The organism is Peribacillus sp. NPDC096447, assembly GCF_044762725.1.
In the GTDB taxonomy this organism is placed as follows: domain Bacteria; phylum Bacillota; class Bacilli; order Bacillales; family DSM-1321; genus Peribacillus.
In genome coordinates this window covers 513,153-530,845 of record NZ_JBIWEV010000004.1, presented here as the reverse complement: position 1 = coordinate 530,845, position 17,693 = coordinate 513,153, and the positions used below count along the sequence as shown (strand labels likewise).

The window sequence follows — 17,693 nt, the reverse complement described above, 5'->3', positions numbered from 1 at the left end:
ACCCCTTGTCAATTAAAGAACTGTTTGAAGGAAAGTCGTGAAAATAAAAAAACTGGCTCCTGTTTTAACCAGGAGCCAGTTTCGTTATAAGAATCATACGGCTGAATTTTCTTTAACGAATGCTTGTTTTAACCAATTTTTCCCCTCAACAAGCCTTGTGACAAGCATGGCACAAACCGTGTTTCCTGTTGAGTTAAGCAGTGTAGCAGGAGCATCGATGATCGTGGATATAACGGCAATGATAGGCAGGACTTCCACAGGGAAGCCGAATACACTAAGAATCAGCATTTCCCCAATCATGCCGCCCCCAGGAATGGCACCCATAACGGCTCCAACCAAAAAGGCAACAGCAAGTATACTTAAAATGCTTGATATGCTTGTCATATCCTTTCCAAATAAGCTGAATAGGAAAACGATTTTCAATACACCGCCGAATACCGAACCATCTTTATGAGTGTTGGCTCCGAGTGGGATGACAGTCTCCGCTATATCCTTAGGCACGCCCATTTTCTTGACCGATTCCAGATTGACTGGAATGGATGCGGCACTAGAACAAGTGGCGATGGCTGTAATGGATGGTGTCAGGGCATTTTTCCAAAATAGTTTAACTCCATCTTTCCCGCCTGCAATAAAGGCATACAAAGTGAAGAAGCCGAAATAATAAATCAAGGCCAAGACTAGATAAAGAATGAAAGTGCGAGCATAGCCTTCTAAAATCTGCGGCCCAAGCTGCCCGATAATCGCCGCAAAATAAGCACCAAGTCCAATTGGAGCATAGTACATCACGATTTTGACGACCTTCATCATGACAGCTGTACCTGCTGTCAAAAACTCAGTAATCGGTCTTGCTTTCTCACCGACCAGTGCAGTGGAAAGTCCGATTAGTACTGAGAAAACGATAAGCTGAAGCATATTGCTTCTGGAGAACAGTTCTGGGAAATCGGAAACGGTTACAGTGTTGACCAGTTGACTGAAGAAAGAAACTTCTTCGATGGTCTCTTCAGGGGAACTGTTTTCCATCAGTTCTTTAATGGCTGTCGTATCTGTGCCTTCCAACGGATTGACAATGGTTGTCCCAATAAATCCAATGACGGCAGCCAAAGCGGCTGTTGTCAGGAACACGAGAACGATACTTCCCATGATTTTTCCGAGACGCTTCATTCCGCTCATATTGGCAATCGCTGAAGCAATGCTGAAAAATACCAATGGTACGATGATCGTGAACATCAGATTTAAGAATAAGTCCCCTAGAGGCTGTATGATCGAGGTTTTATCCCCGAAAACCACACCCGCTATCCCGCCGATGATAATGGCGGTGAGCAGTATTAGAGAGGATCGATAGTTTTTGATAAAACTCTTCATTAAAATTCCGTCCTTTCAGGATGAAGATATCATAAAAATATACTTCATTATCAACTCTAACATCTGGTTTGACAATATATTTTTATAGGGAGGAATGTTAAAAGAAGAAATGCAATAAATAATAATGGGGAATGGATGATGAAAATATCAAGAAGGAGGGATAGAATGGCATTTATTGAGGTGGAAGAAGGCGTTCGGTTGTTTTATGAAGAAAAGGGCCAGGGGAAACCGATTATTTTTATCCATGGTGTGTGGATGAGCAGCCGGTTTTTTAAATGGCAGCTTCCGTACTTTTCAGAAAAATATAGAACGATCTTACTTGATTTAAGAAGCCATGGCCAGTCAAATCATGTACATTACGGAAATACGGTCTCCGTTTATGCAAAAGATCTTCATGCATTCATATGTGAACTGGGATTAAGGGATGTCATACTTGTAGGCTGGTCGATGGGGGCATTTGTCGTCTGGGATTATCTTAAGCAATTCGGTGAGGAAAATATTCATTCAACCGTGATTGTGGATGAATTGGCATCTGATTTCAAGTGGCCCGATTTTAATATCGGCGCATTTGATATGGACACGTTGATTGCCTTCATGACTGAAATTCAAACGAATCGTTCCTCGTTTTTGCAAAGCTTCCTTGCTTCCATGTTCAATAATGAATTATCTGCAGAGGATGCAAGCTGGATGCTTGGGGAAGTGACCAAAATGCCCGAATCCATCGCCAGTAGCATTCTATTTGACCAATCGATTGTGGACTATCGTGAATTCTTGCCAGAAATCAATATTCCGACACTTCTCTGTTTTGGAAGGCATGAAAAAGTCATTCCTGTAGCTGCAGGGGAACATTTGCATAAAAACATTCCGAATTCCAAACTAGTAGTCTTTGAAGATAGCTGTCATTGTCCATTTATGGAAGAAAGCGATTTGTTTAATGAAACAGTGGATTGCTTCATTCAAAAGGGAGTATAGTCGTACAGGATAGGAAAAAGGGGATGCAGTGACCGTGCCTGCACTCCTTTTAATTATGGATATAATTGAATTTTCTTTTAACTAAACGGTTTCGGCAGGAAATAAAGGGAATACTGGTACTAAGGAAGATAGTAGTGAAGGTTAATGGAATTGATAAATTAAATAGGTAATATTTTTATATCCTTTTCACAGGAATTGGGCTATTATGAGGTGGATTTAAATTGGTGTGATCGTTATCTGTTATTGAGAGAAACTCATGCAGGAAGTGATGGAGAGGATAAAATGGATGATCGTTTACCATACAATGAAATTATAGATGTATGTTTACTTGCGGGAAAAATCATGCTTCAGAACGGAGCGGAAACATCAAGGGTGGAAGATACGATGGTTAGGATCGCTGCAGCGTTTGGGTGCGGTGAATCACACAGTTTTTCGACCCCTACTGGAATTATTTTTTCGCTGGATGGGATGCACCCAGCTTCAAAATTGATCCGAGTTTCCCAACGATCTACAGATTTACATAAAGTGACGCTGGTTAACAGTATATCCCGAAGCATTTCCAGCAAGGAAATGACACCGGAGGAAGCATATTTTCGGTTAAAGCAAATCGAAAAGGCCGGGATGGGGTATCCCATGTGGGTACAGGTCTTTGCTGCATTTATAGCGAGCGGCTGCTTTTTAATCATGTTCCAAGGACAGTGGAATGATTTCATCTGGTCCTGTATAGCTGGAGGTATGGGATTCTCATGCCTGCTTTATTTGCACTGGTTACTGGAAGTTCGTTTTTTTGCTGAATTCATCGCCTCTTTAGTCGTAGGATTAGTAGCTATGTTCTTTGTCCAGATTGGAGTTGGAAGTCATTTGGACACGATAATCATTGGAGCGGTGATGCCTCTTGTGCCAGGGCTGTTAATTACGAATGCAGCCAGGGATTTAATTGCAGGGCATTTGGTTTCGGGTCTATCCAAGGGTGCGGATGCAGGTTTGACTGCTTTAGCCATTGGGGCAGGAATATCGGCCGCTTTTGTTTTCTTATGATTTTAGGGGAGGAAGAATGATGATTGCACAGCTTATTACAAGTTTCATTGCCTCAGCCGCCTTTGGAGTCATCTTCAATGTACCAAAAAATTCATTGTTTCATTGTGGTTTCGTAGGGATGTTAGGGTGGATAATATACTTTGTTCTGGTTGAAAATGAGATAAACACCATCATTGCAACATTAACGGCTGCATTTATCGTTGCGGTCATCAGCCAGTATTTTGCTAAAAGGTATAAAACGCCGATCACGATTTTCAATGTATCGGGAATCATCCCACTCGTGCCTGGAGGTTTGTCATATGATGCGATGAAGCATTTTGTCGGAAATGATTTTTATGTCGCCGTTCAGCTGGCAGCCAAGGTCTTCATGCTGGCTGGTGCCATTGCAATGGGGCTGATCTTTGCAGAAGTCATGAACCAGTTAGTAACTAAGTACAATAGAAGGAAGTTAAGATTGAGAAGTTAAAGGGAATCTTCCTTATGAATAGGTTCTGAATAAAAAGAAAGGAGAGCAGGCCGAACCCTGATCTCCTTTCTTTTTTTATATTTTAAAATAATAATAAATCTAGCTTATATAGGATCTTTCATCCCAGTGTTAGCCGTGACCAAGATTTCGTCGAATTTTTTGGCATCAGCTTTCTTGCTTGACAGAAGTGTTCCAGCGATGGCTGCGATAAACCCAATCGGGATGGAGATGATGCCTGGATTGGCAAGCGGGAATAATGGCTCCCCAACGAATATTGCCGTACCCTCTACAGGTGACCAGACATTGGGACTTAGGAACACAAGCAATAAAGAACTGACCAGTCCAACTATCATGCCCGTGACAGCCCCGGCTGTGTTAAAACGTTTCCAGAATACCGTGAAGACAATGATTGGCAGATTGGCACTGGCAGCGACGGCAAAGGCAAGTGAAACAAGGAAGGCGACATTCATGTTTTGGGCAAATAAGGCAAGGATGATGGAAAGGACGGATACTCCGATGGATGCCCAACGAGCAGCAACGACTTGTTCCTTGTCAGTGGCTTGGCCTTTCCGGATGATGTGGCCATAGAAGTCATGGGCAAAAGCAGATGCTGCCGATAGGACGAGACCTGCTACAACCGCTAAAATGGTTGCGAAAGCAACAGCAGAGACGAAGGCGAACAGGAAGTCACCCCCAATGGCTTCGGCAAGCAGCGGGGCAGCCATATTACCGGCTGCATTCGCAGCTATGATTTTGTCGTATCCAACAAAAGCTGCCGCTCCAAAGCCGAGGAAAATGGTCATTATATAAAAGATGCCAATGATCCACGTGGCATATACTACGGACTTACGAGCTGTGATGGCGTCTTTCACCGTAAAGAAACGGATGAGAATGTGAGGTAGTCCAGCTGTACCGAGTACAAGCGCTAAATTAAGGGATAAAGTATCCAAAGGATCCTTGAATTTGTTACCTGGGTTGAGGAAATCCCCGCCCAAAGGAGTGGCTGTTTTCATTTGCTTGAACATCTCGATCACGCTAAAGTCGAATTTCGCCAACACGATGATGGAGATGATGAATGTACCTGCCATCAATAAAACGGCTTTAACGATTTGGACCCAACTGGTGGCCGTCATACCGCCAAATACGACATATACGGTCATTAAAATACCTACAATGATGACGGAGTAAAGATAATCAATTCCAAGTAAGAGTTTTATAAGGGCACCTGCACCGACTAATTGGGCGATCATATAAAAGGTTGAAATGGAAATGGTGTTAAGGGCAGCAACCCCGCGCACTTTCTTTTCATTGAAACGGGCAGCGATCATGTCCGCCAATGTATACTTGCCAAGGTTACGGAGCGGTTCGGCCACAATATAAAGAACGACCAGATACGCAACCAGAAAACCTATGCTATAGAAAAACCCATCAAATCCAGAGAGTGCGACCATGCCGGCTATCCCCAAAAATGAGGCGGCGGACATATAATCTCCCGCAATGGCCCAGCCATTCTGCCAGCCAGTAAGGCTGCTGTCCGCCGTATAAAAGTCCGCGGTCGTTTTGGTGCGCCGTGAAGCAAAATAGGTAATGACCAATGTTAGTCCGACAATGATTAGAAATAATATAAAAGCAAGTATATTCATTGTGAATTCACCTTTATCCTTTCGCTTCTTTAACGATTTTTTCTACTAATTGGTCAAATTTCGCAGCTTTTTTGGAATAGAGGATGCATAATGTCCAGGTCATGATAAATTGAGCGAAGGCAAAGATCCAGGCCCAGCTGATTGTCCCGAAAGCAATTGAGTTAAGAACTTTAGAATAGGAAGTTAGTATGGGTAGGGTGAAATAAAAGACCATGAAAAAGATCGATAGCGGGACGATGAAATTGCGTTTTTTCCTTAAGAGCTCTTGAAAAGATTGTGATTGGACGATCTTGGTGTAGTCCGTGGAAGCGCTTGCCTCGGTTTCCTTAGCGATTGAATCGTTTGATGCCAAGTTGGTTCCCCCTTCATCATTAATGATTTGGTTTTCATTACCAATTTCCGATAACAGTATCAGTATATATTTTTCAGAATATATTGTAAATTTAAATGCTGAAAATAAGGCATTTTTCGTTCGACATAGTTTTTTACAAGCAAAAGCTGCTTGGTGATTGAAATCAAACACATGGCCATTAAGGAAAAGTTAAGCTTCTTTCACGATACTTGTTTGAACGAAGGAAATCTGAAAGGAGAAAAGTGATGAAAAAGTTGATAATGATAGGTACGGTTTTAGTGCTGGCGATTGGGGGATGCGCTTGGTTTTTCATGAAGGACAATGCGGAGCCTGTAATAGCAAAGTCGGTGACGGCTACAGTTGAAAAGGGAAATCTTGAAGTTCAAATAAGCGGTTCCGGATCGGTCGCCGCAATCAATAGTGAGGACATCACTTCCTCGGTAACGGATGAAGTGGATGAAGTCCTTGTAGCGAAGAATGAATTGGTTGAGAAAGGAGATGTACTCATTACCTTCACGGATGGAAGTGACCCGATAACGGCACCATTCGATGGTACCGTGACAACATTGGATGTAGAAGAAGGAGATCGTGTATCAAGCAGTGAAGTGTTGGCACATGTTACGGATTATAAAAAATTGAAAACCACGATCAGTGTTGATGAATTGGATGTTCCGAGCGTTAAAAAAGGACAAACAGTTGAAATTAAAGCCAGTGCTTTTGAAGATGAAACGTTTACGGGGGAAGTGACCAGTGTAGCAAAGGAAGGTACATATGAGAATGGAGTTTCTTCGTTCGATGTCACTATCAAAATTGACAAACCCGGCGATATAAAAATTGGGATGTCGACTGAAGTGAGCATTTTGACGAATAGTGTAAAAGATGCTTTATATGTTCCAATTGAAGCAGTTCAAATTGACGGTGAAGAAAAGTATGTGAATATACAACAATCCGGTACAACTGAAGGAGCTGCCAGTACAAAAAAAGTGGTTGAGACTGGGATCAGCAATGATAGGTATATTGAAATAACTTCAGGTCTGGAAGAGGGCCAGTTTGTGTCATTGCCCATTACCATCAATGAAAGCTCCACTGGCAGTGACGGCGAAGGAATGAGGGGAGGCCAAGGAGGCGAAATAAGAATGCAGAGTGGCAGCGGAATGCCAAACGGCGGCGGGATGCCGAGCGGCAAGGGAGGTCAGTAAAATGGCGAAACCCATCATAAAAATTAAGAACATGTCTAAATCATATGAATTAGGCGGTGAAACGGTTAAGGCCCTTCAAGATGTCTGTCTTACAATTGATAGAGGCGATTTCATTTCCATCATCGGACCTTCCGGATCAGGGAAATCGACGTTCATGAATATGATTGGCTGTCTTGACAAGCCTGACATAGGTGAATATCTTCTTGATGGAAAAGAAGTGGAAAAAATGAAGGATAATGAGCTGTCTGCGATTCGTAATATAAAAATTGGATTTATCTTTCAAAATTTTAACCTGTTGGCAAAACTGACAGCGTTGGAGAATGTCGAACTTCCCCTGGTTTATAGAGGGGCAAGCGTGAAGGAAAGAAGGGAAGTGGCCAATGCATGCCTTGATATGGTCGGCCTGAGTGACCGGAAGAATCATCTGCCGACCCAACTGTCGGGTGGACAGCAGCAAAGAGTTGCGATTGCAAGGGCACTTGCCGGTAATCCTCCCGTTTTATTGGCGGATGAGCCGACGGGGGCTCTTGATAGTAAAACGAGTAAAGAAGTGCTGCAGATGCTGAAGGAATTGAATGAAAAGGGACAAACAATCATCCTTATAACCCATGATTTGGAAGTGGCAAAAGAAGCAACTCGTGTCGTTCGGATACAGGACGGTCAGCTATTTGAAAATGGAGGTGATTGGATTGAACCTGAGCGAATCAATGAAGATGGCTATTCGCAGTATCAAAACCAATAAAGTCAGAGCATTTTTAACCATGCTTGGAATCATAATTGGTGTTGCCTCCGTAATCGTTCTGGTTTCGATTGGACAGGGTTCCTCACAGTCCGTTCAGGATGAGATCAATAGCCTGGGAACGAACCTGATAACGGTAAGCGTCACGGATACCGACTCCGTGGAGATGACGGATGATACAATTGAACAGTTTAAAGAGCTAAGCGGGATATCGGAAGTGGCGCCTGTGGTCACTGGACGCGTTTATGCTAAAAATGGAGAAGCTTCGGCACAGGTTTCAATGACCGGTGCAACTTCATCCTACTTATCAGTCAGGGATCTGGAGCTCAGTCAAGGCCGGTTTTTGACGGATATGGAAACGGAATTACGCTCCAAGGTCGTTGTCCTGGGATCAGATACAGCCGCCACGCTTTTTGAAAATCAAAAAGCGGTGGACCAGAACGTTCTTATCGGCGGCGTTTCCTATCGCGTGGTCGGTGTGCTTAAATCGGTAGGCACCTCAATGGGATCGAGCGGGGATGATGTAATCATTGCACCGATCACCACTGCTGAACGGGCTACAGGCAGCAGGACAATCGGAACCGTATATTTAAAAGCGGAGAACGAGAATATCATAGATAGGGCGATGTACCAGGTACAAGGTACGATGACCACATCATTCCCGGAACAGAATGATAACTATTCGGTGTCCAATCAAGAAGATCTGATGGATACAATGAGCTCTGTGTCGGATACGTTCACTCTCATGCTTGGCGGCATTGCCAGTATTTCGTTACTGGTAGGCGGAATTGGAATCATGAATATCATGTTGGTTTCCGTCTCGGAGAGGACGAAGGAAATCGGAATTAGAAAAGCAATTGGGGCAAATCGGAAATCGATTCTTCTTCAGTTTTTAATTGAAGCGATGGTCTTGAGCTGCTTAGGGGGATTGTTGGGAGTTGGAATTGGATTGGGGATCGCAAAATTGATTTCAGTTTTTTCAAGCTTAACGATTAGTTATTCATGGTCGGTGACATTGTTTGCCTTCTTATTCTCCATTTTAATCGGGATAATGTTTGGCGTATTTCCTGCCAATAAGGCATCCAGGTTAAATCCAATTCAAGCACTGCGTCACGAATGAACATACAATTTGAGAGAAAGCAGGCGATTAAAAGCCCGCTTTCTTTTGCATATGAAAAAGGATAAAATCAACATATATATCACAATTGAAGCGGCTGGGAGGTACCCTGAATGAAGGTTTTGGTGGTAGAGGATAATGTTTCATTATTAGAGTCGATCCGACAGATTCTGACGGATGAATATGAAGTCGATACAGCAGATAATGGGGAAGATGGGCTATTCATGGCTCAGCAAAGTATATACGATATCATCATTTTGGATGTAATGCTTCCGGGAATCGATGGGTTTGAAATCGTACGGAAAATCAGGGAAGCAAAAATCGATACAAGTGTCTTGTTTTTGACGGCAAAAGATGCGCTTGAGGATCGTGTCAGAGGATTGGAAATGGGTGGCGATGATTATTTAGTCAAGCCGTTCCAGGCACCGGAACTTAAGGCCAGGATTCGTGCCCTGCTTCGTAGGAGCGGCATTATATCGCTTGCGCAGCATGTGAAATACCGTGGTATTGAACTGCTGGAAAAGGAAAAGGATATTTTGGTTGATGGAAAGGTCATTAAAATGACCTTGAAACAGTTTGAATTACTGGAGTACCTAATTCAAAATAATGGGAAAATATTGACCCGAGAGCAAATTTTCGACCGCATTTGGGGGTTTGATTCAGATACCACGATTGCCATTGTCGAAGTGTTCATCCATCATCTTAGAAAAAAGCTGGAACCTTTCAATTATCATAAAGATATTCAAACCGTACGCGGTATTGGTTATATGCTAAAACAACCATAAGGGGATCATTATGTTCCAAAAAACAAGGCTTCAACTAACATTATTGAATTCTATCGTCTTTATTGTCTTAATAGCCATTTTAAGCAGAACGATTTATTTCTATACGGAAAATCAGATCTATAAGGATGTCAATGATTCACTTAAAAAGGATTACAGGGATTTCAATAATGGCGGCATGCCAGGCGGACGTCCGCAAGGTGAGTTTCTCTTAGGACCGGGACCGAGTGTCATCGTTTGGGGACCGGATGATACGATCATTGAGCCAAGACTGAGTGTAGATAATTTTTTTAAGGTTAATGAATCGGAATTTTACCCTGAAAGATTTGATGAGATTGAAGAGATATCGGTGAATGGATACACGTATCGGGCCCTTTCCACCCAAGTCGATACGGGGTATGGAGAGATGGCCGTACAATTCATCAGGAATGTGGATACAGAAAAGGATATGCTCGATCGCTTGCTGCTCATATTGTTTGTTGGTGGAGGAATTGGAAGTCTAGTGGCGGTAGGCGCAGGCTATCTTCTGGCAGGACGGGCTTTGATACCGGTCAAGAAATCCTGGGATCAGCAGCAGCAGTTTGTCTCGGATGCTTCGCATGAAATTCGAACGCCGCTTGCTGTCATTCAATCGCGGGCTGATTTGCTGTTTCAATCACCGAATGCGACAATCGAGGAAAAAGCCGTTGATATATCCATCATTTCGAAAGAAGTCCGGCGATTGAATAAGCTTGTTAACGGACTTTTGACCTTGACCAGAACTGATTCGAATCAAATGGAGGTTAAGAAATCGAACTTTTTTCTTGATGACTTACTTATGGATATCGTGGAACAGTATACGGATATCGCTTCTTTTCAAGAGAAGTCAATCATTAGCCATGCTCCCGAACAGGTGGTGTTTCATGGTGATAAAGAGAGAATCCATCAGCTATTGGTGATATTGGTGGACAATGCCATGAAATTTACCGAGGAAGGCGGGGAGATTTCCCTATCCTGCATCAAGAATGCCTCATCCATCATTCTTACTGTGGAGGATAATGGAAAAGGCATTCCGCAGGAAGAGCTCCCCTTGATTTTTAACCGTTTTTACCAAGTGGAGCAATCCCGTTCAGCAAATGAAGGCTCTGGGTTAGGTTTATCCATAGCCAAATGGATTGTAAACACACATCAAGGGAACATCAAGGTTACGAGTGAACTGAATGAACGCACCCGTTTTGAAATCACTTTTCCGAGAAATCAAAGGAAAAGCTAATCTACCTTTAGATGCCATCCAATACGAAAAGACCCTTACTTTCTTCCTTGTTGCTTAAGGAAAAATTAAGGGTCTTTTTAGATAATCATCTTATAATTACAGTTATTTTCGGAGGGGAATCATTGATGAAAAGACTTGGTAGGTTACACTTTTTGGTTGGAATATTGGCTTCGGTCCTCTTAATGGCCCAAGCAGTCATCGGGATCATGATGTATGTGGATGGCAGCGGCACTGAACCCATGAACCGACAAGCGGTGATGGGTCAGCCTGCCGACCGCAACACAACAGAAACGGATGATACGGAAGAATCGGCTAATAGCAGTACGGCGACCGATGATTCATCTACGGAAACGGCATCTAATGATACGCAGGGCACTTCACAAGGCGGGCCTAATGGTTCCGGGACTCCAGGGGAGATGCCAAGCGGTGGCGGTTTCCAAGGCAGAGACTCATTTGCAGGGAAATTCATCGACTTTTATCAAGGGGCAGGTGGCTTGGCCGCATCCATCATCATCTTTGTAATTGGAGGCGCTGGATTAGCGACAACGGTGATATCCAGAAAAACAGCTGCCTAAATAGTCGGTACTATTTGAGGAAAGAGAAGGTTCCTTTCGGAGGGGAGCCTTCTTTTTTAATTCACGAAACCCATTATTGTCACTAATTGTTATTTTAAAAAGGGAAATAATAATTGCACTTAAAAAAATATTAGTTTAATATAGACTTCTGAGAGGTACGTACATGTATTTTGGATGAAAGAGAAAACGTTTGCATAAATTTTTTGAGGGTATCCTACTATTAATGCACGAACATTAAATTCACCCTTAGTGGAGGCAGAATATATGAAATTTCTGATTGCAATTTTAGGACTGCTTATTGTTTTTGGACTAGCTATCTTAGTCAGCAGTGACCGGAAGAAAGTTAAAATCAAACCGATCATCCTCATGGTGGTCATTCAGCTTATTTTAACTTATTTATTATTAAACACGAAGTTTGGCTTAGTGATCATCAATTCGATTGCCGATGGTTTCGGAAAACTCTTAGAATGGGCAAATGAAGGGATCACCTTTGTATTTGGCGGGATTGTAAACGAAGGAGCATCGCCCTTCTTTTTAAATGTCCTTCTTCCTATCGTATTCATCTCAGCTTTAATCGGGATTTTACAGCACTTCAAGATCCTTCCGTTCATCATGAAGTGGATTGGATTCCTTCTAAGTAAGGTGAATGGAATGGGTAAATTGGAATCTTACAATGCGGTTGCATCAGCAATAGTGGGCCAATCCGAGGTTTTCATAACCTTGAAAAAACAACTCGGTGCCATTCCGCCATCTCGCATGTATACGCTTTGTGCATCAGCCATGTCAACTGTATCGATGTCGATCGTTGGCGCTTATATGACGATGATTGAACCAAAGTACGTTGTGACGGCAATTGTTATTAACATGTTTGGTGGATTTATCATCGCATCCATTATCAATCCTTATACCGTAACGGATGAAGAGGATATTCTCCCTGTTGAAGAAGGGGCAGAGAAGCAGTCTTTCTTCGAAATGCTTGGGGAATATATCATGGATGGATTTAAGGTTGCTATCACTGTAGCAGCAATGTTAATTGGTTTCGTTGCATTAATCGCAGGGATCAACAGCGTATTCGACATGATCTTCGGCATCAGCTTCCAAGACATCATGGGGTATATCTTTGCACCGTTTGCCTTTATCATGGGTATACCGATTTCAGAAACCGTGACTGCTGGCGGAATCATGGCGACGAAACTGGTAACCAATGAATTCGTTGCCATGCTGAGCTTAGGGGACGCATCAGCAGCCTTGAGCGAAAGGACGATAGGAATCGTTTCGGTTTTCTTGGTTTCATTCGCTAATTTTTCATCAATTGGAATCATTGCCGGTGCAGTCAAAGGACTTCATGAAAAACAGGGAAATGTTGTGGCCCGTTTCGGCTTGAAGCTGCTTTACGGTGCGACTCTTGTCAGCATCCTATCAGCGATCATTGTAAGTGTGATACTTTAAATAACAGATTTAACATAAAAGGGCACTTGGGTTTACTCCTAAGTGCCTCTTTTATATATGTACAGCAAAGATAGAAATTTTTGAATTTGAAGGTGTTTGGCTTGCTGGTATATAATACATAAAATGACAGGCGTGAAAGGGGAGTTTTAGGATGACGATGGATGTAAAAGAAACAGCTATCTTTGCAGGAGGCTGCTTTTGGTGCATGGTTGCTCCCTTTGATGAAATGGATGGTATTATTTCAGTGACATCAGGTTATACAGGAGGTAAATTTGCCGCTCCTAGTTATAAACAAGTGATTACCGGTTTGACCGATCATGTTGAAGCGGTGCAAGTGGTATTCGATCCATCAATCATTTCCTATAAAACCTTATTGGAGATATTCTGGCGCCAAATCGATCCTACGGATGACGAGGGGCAGTTCTCGGATAGGGGAAAGCAATACAAGGCAGCCATTTTCTATCTAAATGAACGTCAGAAACAGGAGGCAGAACAATCGAAGGAATATTTAATGGTGAGCGGGAGGTTTAAGAAACCTATTGTTACGGGTATTCTACCTTCGGGGAAATTTTACGCCGCTGAGGAATATCATCAAGAGTTCTATCGGAAAAATCAATTTCGCTATGCATTGTATCGTAAAGGTTCAGGACGGGATGCTTTCATTAAAGAAAATTGGCCTAAGAATAATGCACACCTTAGAAAGACCTTAACGGAGAGTCAGTTTCATGTCACCCAGGAAAATGGCACGGAGCCGCCTTTCGATAATGCCTATTGGGATCATTTTGAAGAAGGCATCTATGTGGATGTCGTTTCTGGGGAGCCCCTATTCAGTTCGCGGGACAAGTATGATAGCGACTGTGGGTGGCCTAGCTTCACGAAGCCCATCATGTCTGCAAGTGTCAATGAAAAAATCGATCTCAGCCACCGAATGACCCGGACCGAGGTGCGCAGCAGGGAAGCCGATTCCCACCTTGGACATGTTTTTCCTGATGGTCCAAGTCCTAAAGGCACGAGATATTGCATAAACTCTGCTGCCCTTCGATTCATTCCTAGAAATGAAATGGAGAAAGAGGGATATGGAGACTTATTATTACTTTTTAAAATGAAATAACTAGGGAGATAGGGGAACACTAATGGATAAAATAGATGAACATTTATATCGATATATCCTTGATAACTCATCCAAGATTACGGAAAACTGGCTGGCTTTAAGGGAAAAGCAGTCTGGATCCATCTATTCAATAGATTCTAATGAGGAAATCGAAAAGCTGCTTAAGGAACAGAATACATTGACGATCAAGACAGTGACCAGTGCTTTACTTGAAGATAAAACTGCTTTTATTGAAACGATGGAGCAGTGGGCCACACTTGTTGCGAAGAGCAGGGTTGAATCGGACACCCCTATTTACGAAGTGTTGGAAGCGCTTAATAAGGTTCGCGAAACATATTGGGCCTTCATCACTGATTATATGCTTATGGATACGAAGATAACGAAGGATACAATCATCCGGTGGAGCCGGCTTATTAATCGTGCCTTCGATCAATTGAACCGTGAGTTCACTGAGCAGTATTACCTTTTGACAAAAGAACGGCTCCTTGCACAACAGGAGCTGATTAATGAACTGGGCGCACCTGTCATTCCCATTGTTGATGCCATTGCGGTATTGCCGTTAATCGGTGAAATCGATACCTATCGGGCAAAGGAAATTTTGAATGGGACTCCAAGCAAATGCATTAGCAAAAATATCACACACTTATTCATCGATTTATCGGGGGTCTCCCTTTTGGATACGATGGTTGCCCAACAGATCTATCAATTGATAAGTACCCTGAACCTGTTAGGCATTCAATCGACCATTTCCGGGATTCGTCCTGAAGTGGCCCAGACATCGATTCAGTTAGGTCTTGATTTTAGTCAGGTTTCGACACATAGTACTCTTAAACAGGCCCTTTCCAAGCAAGGGATCAAACTTTACGAGAAAAAGTGATATAAGGGTGCAGAAAATGAAAAAGAACCAGATCCCGTTAGGAATCTGGTTCTTTTTCGTGATTCTATAACTTGAATGAACTTTTCAACCCGACGATTTGGTTGAAGACCAAGTGATTGGCCGCAGTGAGTTTTGAATCAACATTATAATAGCCATGCCTGAAGAATTGGAATTTATCCTGAGGCTTAACATCTTTCATGTTAGGCTCGACAAATCCTTGTAAAATTTCTATAGAATCAGGGTTTACCCGGTCCAGGAATGATTTTTCTTCCTCTTCATCATCTTCCTTATCCAAGATTAAAGGCTGATAGTTGCGGAATTCCGCTGAAACGGCTTGTGAAGCTTCGACCCAGTGCAATGTACCTTTCACTTTACGGCCAGTGAAGCCAGATCCGCTTTTCGTTTCAATATCGTATGTGCAGCGAAGTTCAATGACGTTACCGGCATCGTCTTTTATCACTTCTTCACATTTAATGAAATAAGCATGTTTCAAACGGACTTCATTGCCCGGGAAAAGTCGGAAATACTTTTTCGGCGGGTTTTCCATGAAATCGTCCTGTTCGATATATATTTCACGTGAAAACGGGATTTGGCGTGTGCCCATTTCCGGAACTTCCGGATTGACCTCGGCATCCAGCCACTCAATCTCGCCTTCCGGATAGTTGGTGATGACCACTTTAAGCGGGTTCAGGATGGCCATAGTCCGTGGAGCCTTCAGCTTTAAGTCTTCCCGCACGAAATGATCAAGCATCTGAGAGTCCACGACACCGCTTGTTTTGGCGACACCTATCTCTTGGCAGAATGCACGAATCGCTTCGGGTGTATACCCGCGTCTCCGCAAGCCTGAAACAGTAGGCATCCGGGGGTCGTCCCAGCCGTCCACGAAGCCCTCATCGACAAGCTGCTTCAGTTTTCGCTTGCTCATTACTGTATTGGTCAGGTTAAGACGGCCAAATTCATATTGTTTTGGTTTGCTTTCCATTTCACAATTCTCAACGATCCAGTCATAAAGAGGTCGTTGATCTTCGAACTCAAGCGTACAAATGGAGTGTGTGACTCCCTCGATGGCATCTTCAATTGGGTGGGCAAAGGCATACATTGGGTAGATGCACCATTTGTTGCCGGTATTATGGTGTTCAGTATGGGAGATACGGTATATGACGGGATCACGCAAATTAATGTTAGGTGAGCTCATATCGATTTTTGCACGCAAGACTTTTGCGCCGTTTTCGAATTCGCCGCTGCGCATCTTTTCAAATAGTTCAAGATTTTCCTCGACGGTTCTATTGCGGTAGGGGCTGTCTTTCCCCGGCTCTGTCAGCGTTCCGCGATATTCACGGATTTGGTCGGCATTAAGGTCGTCCACATATGCCAGTCCTTTATTGATGAGCAGCACAGCTCTTTTATACATTTCATCAAAATAGTCGGAAGCGAAGAAAAGGTTATCCCAGTCGTAACCGAGCCACTTTACATCTTCCTTTATGGAGTTTACAAACTCAATATCCTCTTTCAATGGATTCGTATCATCGAAACGAAGGTTAGTTTTCCCATTGAAATCATCAGCCACCCCAAAATTCAAAATGATTGATTTGGCATGCCCGATATGTAAATATCCGTTCGGCTCAGGAGGGAAGCGGGTGATGACATGATCATGTTTTCCGGACTCTAGGTCATCTTTTATAATATTTTTAATAAAATTCGAAGAGTTATTTTCCAACTGAATTCGACCTCTTTCATTTATATACTTCTTTTAATTTTACCTGTATATATACCATAAATACAGATATTTTTCCATGTTCGAGCCGGAATCAGGGTTTATCTGAAACAATTCATCAAGTATTTAGTTTGTACAATCAGAGCGGAAATATCCCTAAAACTTTGATCATGTAATTTAGGGAAGTACCTAACTGGATATTAAAGAAACCAATAAATCGTTTTTCATTCAAAAAAAGCAATACAGGAATTCACGCCTGTATTGCTTATAATCTCGCTAGCAGACAGATTTTAGAATTAAAATCAAAAGAATGTCGTTTGCAAAAATTCTTTTGTACGCTCTTCTTTTGGATTGGTGAAGAATTCTTTTGGCGGTCCGCTTTCGACAACCCTCCCATTATGCATGAAGACAATCCAATCCCCGACTTCACGTGCAAAGCTCATTTCATGTGTAACGACTACCATTGTCATCCCTTCCAAGGCAAGTTCCTTCATCGTGGCAAGAACTTCCCCGACAAGTTCGGGATCCAGAGCCGAGGTGGGCTCATCAAAGAGCAGGATATCAGGCTTCATGGCAAGGGCGCGGGCTATGGCAACACGCTGTTTTTGCCCACCTGAGAGCTTGCTTGGATAGACATCCGCTTTATCTGATAAACCGACTTTGGCAAGCAATGACTTTGCTTCTTCAATCGCTTGGGCCTTAGGGACCTTTTTGACATGTGTCGGTGCTTCGATGACATTTTCCAGTACGGTCATATGAGGAAAGAGGTAGAAATGCTGAAATACCATTCCGACTTTCTCTCGAATTTTATTAATATCATGGGTACCCGGATTGATTTCCGTTCCTTCAATGAGGATTTGGCCGCTGTCTTTCTTCTCTAAATAATTCAAACAGCGGAGCAGGGTGCTTTTTCCGGAACCGCTCGGTCCGATCAGACAGACAACATCGCTATCGAGTACCTTCATATCAATATCTTTAAGTACATGCAGGTTTCCATACGATTTATTTAAATTCCTTATCCGAATCATTTCTTTTTGTTCCATTT

The 17,693-nt window shown here is 42.8% G+C and carries 17 protein-coding genes; 12 read left to right on the top strand and 5 right to left on the bottom strand.

What is annotated here, in order from left to right; all coding sequences use genetic code 11:
- Window positions 1–93: 93 nt before the first annotated feature.
- Window positions 94–1,362, bottom strand: a complete 1,269-nt coding sequence (locus ACIQZD_RS16940) for a dicarboxylate/amino acid:cation symporter (protein WP_101223939.1) — start codon at window positions 1,360–1,362, stop codon at window positions 94–96.
- A gap of 165 nt (window positions 1,363–1,527) precedes the next feature.
- Here ACIQZD_RS16940 and ACIQZD_RS16935 point away from each other — a divergent pair, with 165 nt between their 5' ends.
- From ACIQZD_RS16935 to ACIQZD_RS16925, 3 genes are all read left to right on the top strand, one after another.
- Window positions 1,528–2,334: an alpha/beta fold hydrolase gene (locus ACIQZD_RS16935; RefSeq protein ID WP_402904728.1), complete on the top strand. Its 807-nt coding sequence runs from the start codon at window positions 1,528–1,530 to the stop codon at window positions 2,332–2,334.
- Window positions 2,335–2,616: 282 nt separating this feature from the next.
- Window positions 2,617–3,372, top strand: coding sequence for a threonine/serine exporter family protein (locus tag ACIQZD_RS16930; RefSeq protein ID WP_402904726.1), 756 nt, complete (start codon window positions 2,617–2,619; stop codon window positions 3,370–3,372).
- 16 nt (window positions 3,373–3,388) lie between these two features.
- A complete protein-coding gene (locus tag ACIQZD_RS16925) occupies window positions 3,389–3,838 on the top strand; it encodes a threonine/serine exporter family protein (RefSeq protein ID WP_402904724.1) in 450 nt (149 codons plus the stop codon).
- A 104-nt stretch (window positions 3,839–3,942) separates the two neighbouring features.
- Here the strand turns inward: ACIQZD_RS16925 and ACIQZD_RS16920 are convergent, their stop codons facing one another.
- Window positions 3,943–5,481: a solute symporter family protein gene (locus tag ACIQZD_RS16920; protein ID WP_402904721.1), complete on the bottom strand. Its 1,539-nt coding sequence runs from the start codon at window positions 5,479–5,481 to the stop codon at window positions 3,943–3,945.
- 13 nt (window positions 5,482–5,494) lie between these two features.
- Window positions 5,495–5,833 carry a DUF485 domain-containing protein gene (locus ACIQZD_RS16915; RefSeq protein ID WP_402904719.1) on the bottom strand — a complete coding sequence of 113 codons (339 nt, stop codon included), beginning with the start codon at window positions 5,831–5,833 and terminating at the stop codon, window positions 5,495–5,497.
- Window positions 5,834–6,078: 245 nt separating this feature from the next.
- Between ACIQZD_RS16915 and ACIQZD_RS16910 the strand changes: the two genes are divergently transcribed.
- The 9 genes from ACIQZD_RS16910 to ACIQZD_RS16870 all read left to right on the top strand — a co-directional run bounded on the left by ACIQZD_RS16910 (window position 6,079) and on the right by ACIQZD_RS16870 (window position 14,934).
- On the top strand, window positions 6,079–7,032 hold the full coding sequence (locus ACIQZD_RS16910; RefSeq protein ID WP_402904717.1) for an efflux RND transporter periplasmic adaptor subunit: 954 nt from the start codon (window positions 6,079–6,081) through the stop codon (window positions 7,030–7,032).
- Window position 7,033: 1 nt separating this feature from the next.
- Window positions 7,034–7,774: an ABC transporter ATP-binding protein gene (locus ACIQZD_RS16905; protein WP_402904716.1), complete on the top strand. Its 741-nt coding sequence runs from the start codon at window positions 7,034–7,036 to the stop codon at window positions 7,772–7,774.
- Window positions 7,722–8,891: an ABC transporter permease gene (locus tag ACIQZD_RS16900; RefSeq protein WP_402904714.1), complete on the top strand. Its 1,170-nt coding sequence runs from the start codon at window positions 7,722–7,724 to the stop codon at window positions 8,889–8,891. The genes ACIQZD_RS16905 and ACIQZD_RS16900 overlap by 53 nt, the downstream gene beginning before the upstream one ends.
- Before the next feature lie 110 nt (window positions 8,892–9,001).
- Complete coding sequence (locus tag ACIQZD_RS16895) at window positions 9,002–9,673, top strand: response regulator transcription factor (protein ID WP_133350793.1); 672 nt, start codon at window positions 9,002–9,004, stop codon at window positions 9,671–9,673.
- A 10-nt stretch (window positions 9,674–9,683) separates the two neighbouring features.
- On the top strand, window positions 9,684–10,922 hold the full coding sequence (locus tag ACIQZD_RS16890) for a sensor histidine kinase (RefSeq protein ID WP_402904711.1): 1,239 nt from the start codon (window positions 9,684–9,686) through the stop codon (window positions 10,920–10,922).
- A 125-nt stretch (window positions 10,923–11,047) separates the two neighbouring features.
- Window positions 11,048–11,497 (top strand): hypothetical protein, encoded by a 450-nt coding sequence (locus ACIQZD_RS16885; protein WP_402904709.1) that lies wholly within the window; start codon window positions 11,048–11,050, stop codon window positions 11,495–11,497.
- A 264-nt stretch (window positions 11,498–11,761) separates the two neighbouring features.
- Window positions 11,762–12,946 carry a NupC/NupG family nucleoside CNT transporter gene (locus tag ACIQZD_RS16880; protein ID WP_402904707.1) on the top strand — a complete coding sequence of 395 codons (1,185 nt, stop codon included), beginning with the start codon at window positions 11,762–11,764 and terminating at the stop codon, window positions 12,944–12,946.
- 151 nt (window positions 12,947–13,097) lie between these two features.
- Window positions 13,098–14,057 carry a peptide-methionine (R)-S-oxide reductase MsrB gene (msrB, locus tag ACIQZD_RS16875; protein WP_402904705.1) on the top strand — a complete coding sequence of 320 codons (960 nt, stop codon included), beginning with the start codon at window positions 13,098–13,100 and terminating at the stop codon, window positions 14,055–14,057.
- Window positions 14,058–14,079: 22 nt separating this feature from the next.
- Window positions 14,080–14,934, top strand: a complete 855-nt coding sequence (locus ACIQZD_RS16870) for an STAS domain-containing protein (RefSeq protein ID WP_137017751.1) — start codon at window positions 14,080–14,082, stop codon at window positions 14,932–14,934.
- Between the two features lie 64 nt (window positions 14,935–14,998).
- On the opposite strand, the gene ACIQZD_RS16865 is transcribed toward ACIQZD_RS16870, so the two are convergent.
- Together ACIQZD_RS16865 and ACIQZD_RS16860 are read right to left on the bottom strand one after the other, a co-directional pair.
- Window positions 14,999–16,651: a glutamine--tRNA ligase/YqeY domain fusion protein gene (locus ACIQZD_RS16865; RefSeq protein ID WP_402904702.1), complete on the bottom strand. Its 1,653-nt coding sequence runs from the start codon at window positions 16,649–16,651 to the stop codon at window positions 14,999–15,001.
- 299 nt (window positions 16,652–16,950) lie between these two features.
- A complete protein-coding gene (locus tag ACIQZD_RS16860; protein ID WP_402904700.1) occupies window positions 16,951–17,691 on the bottom strand; it encodes an amino acid ABC transporter ATP-binding protein in 741 nt (246 codons plus the stop codon).
- Between the last annotated feature and the right edge of the window lie 2 nt (window positions 17,692–17,693).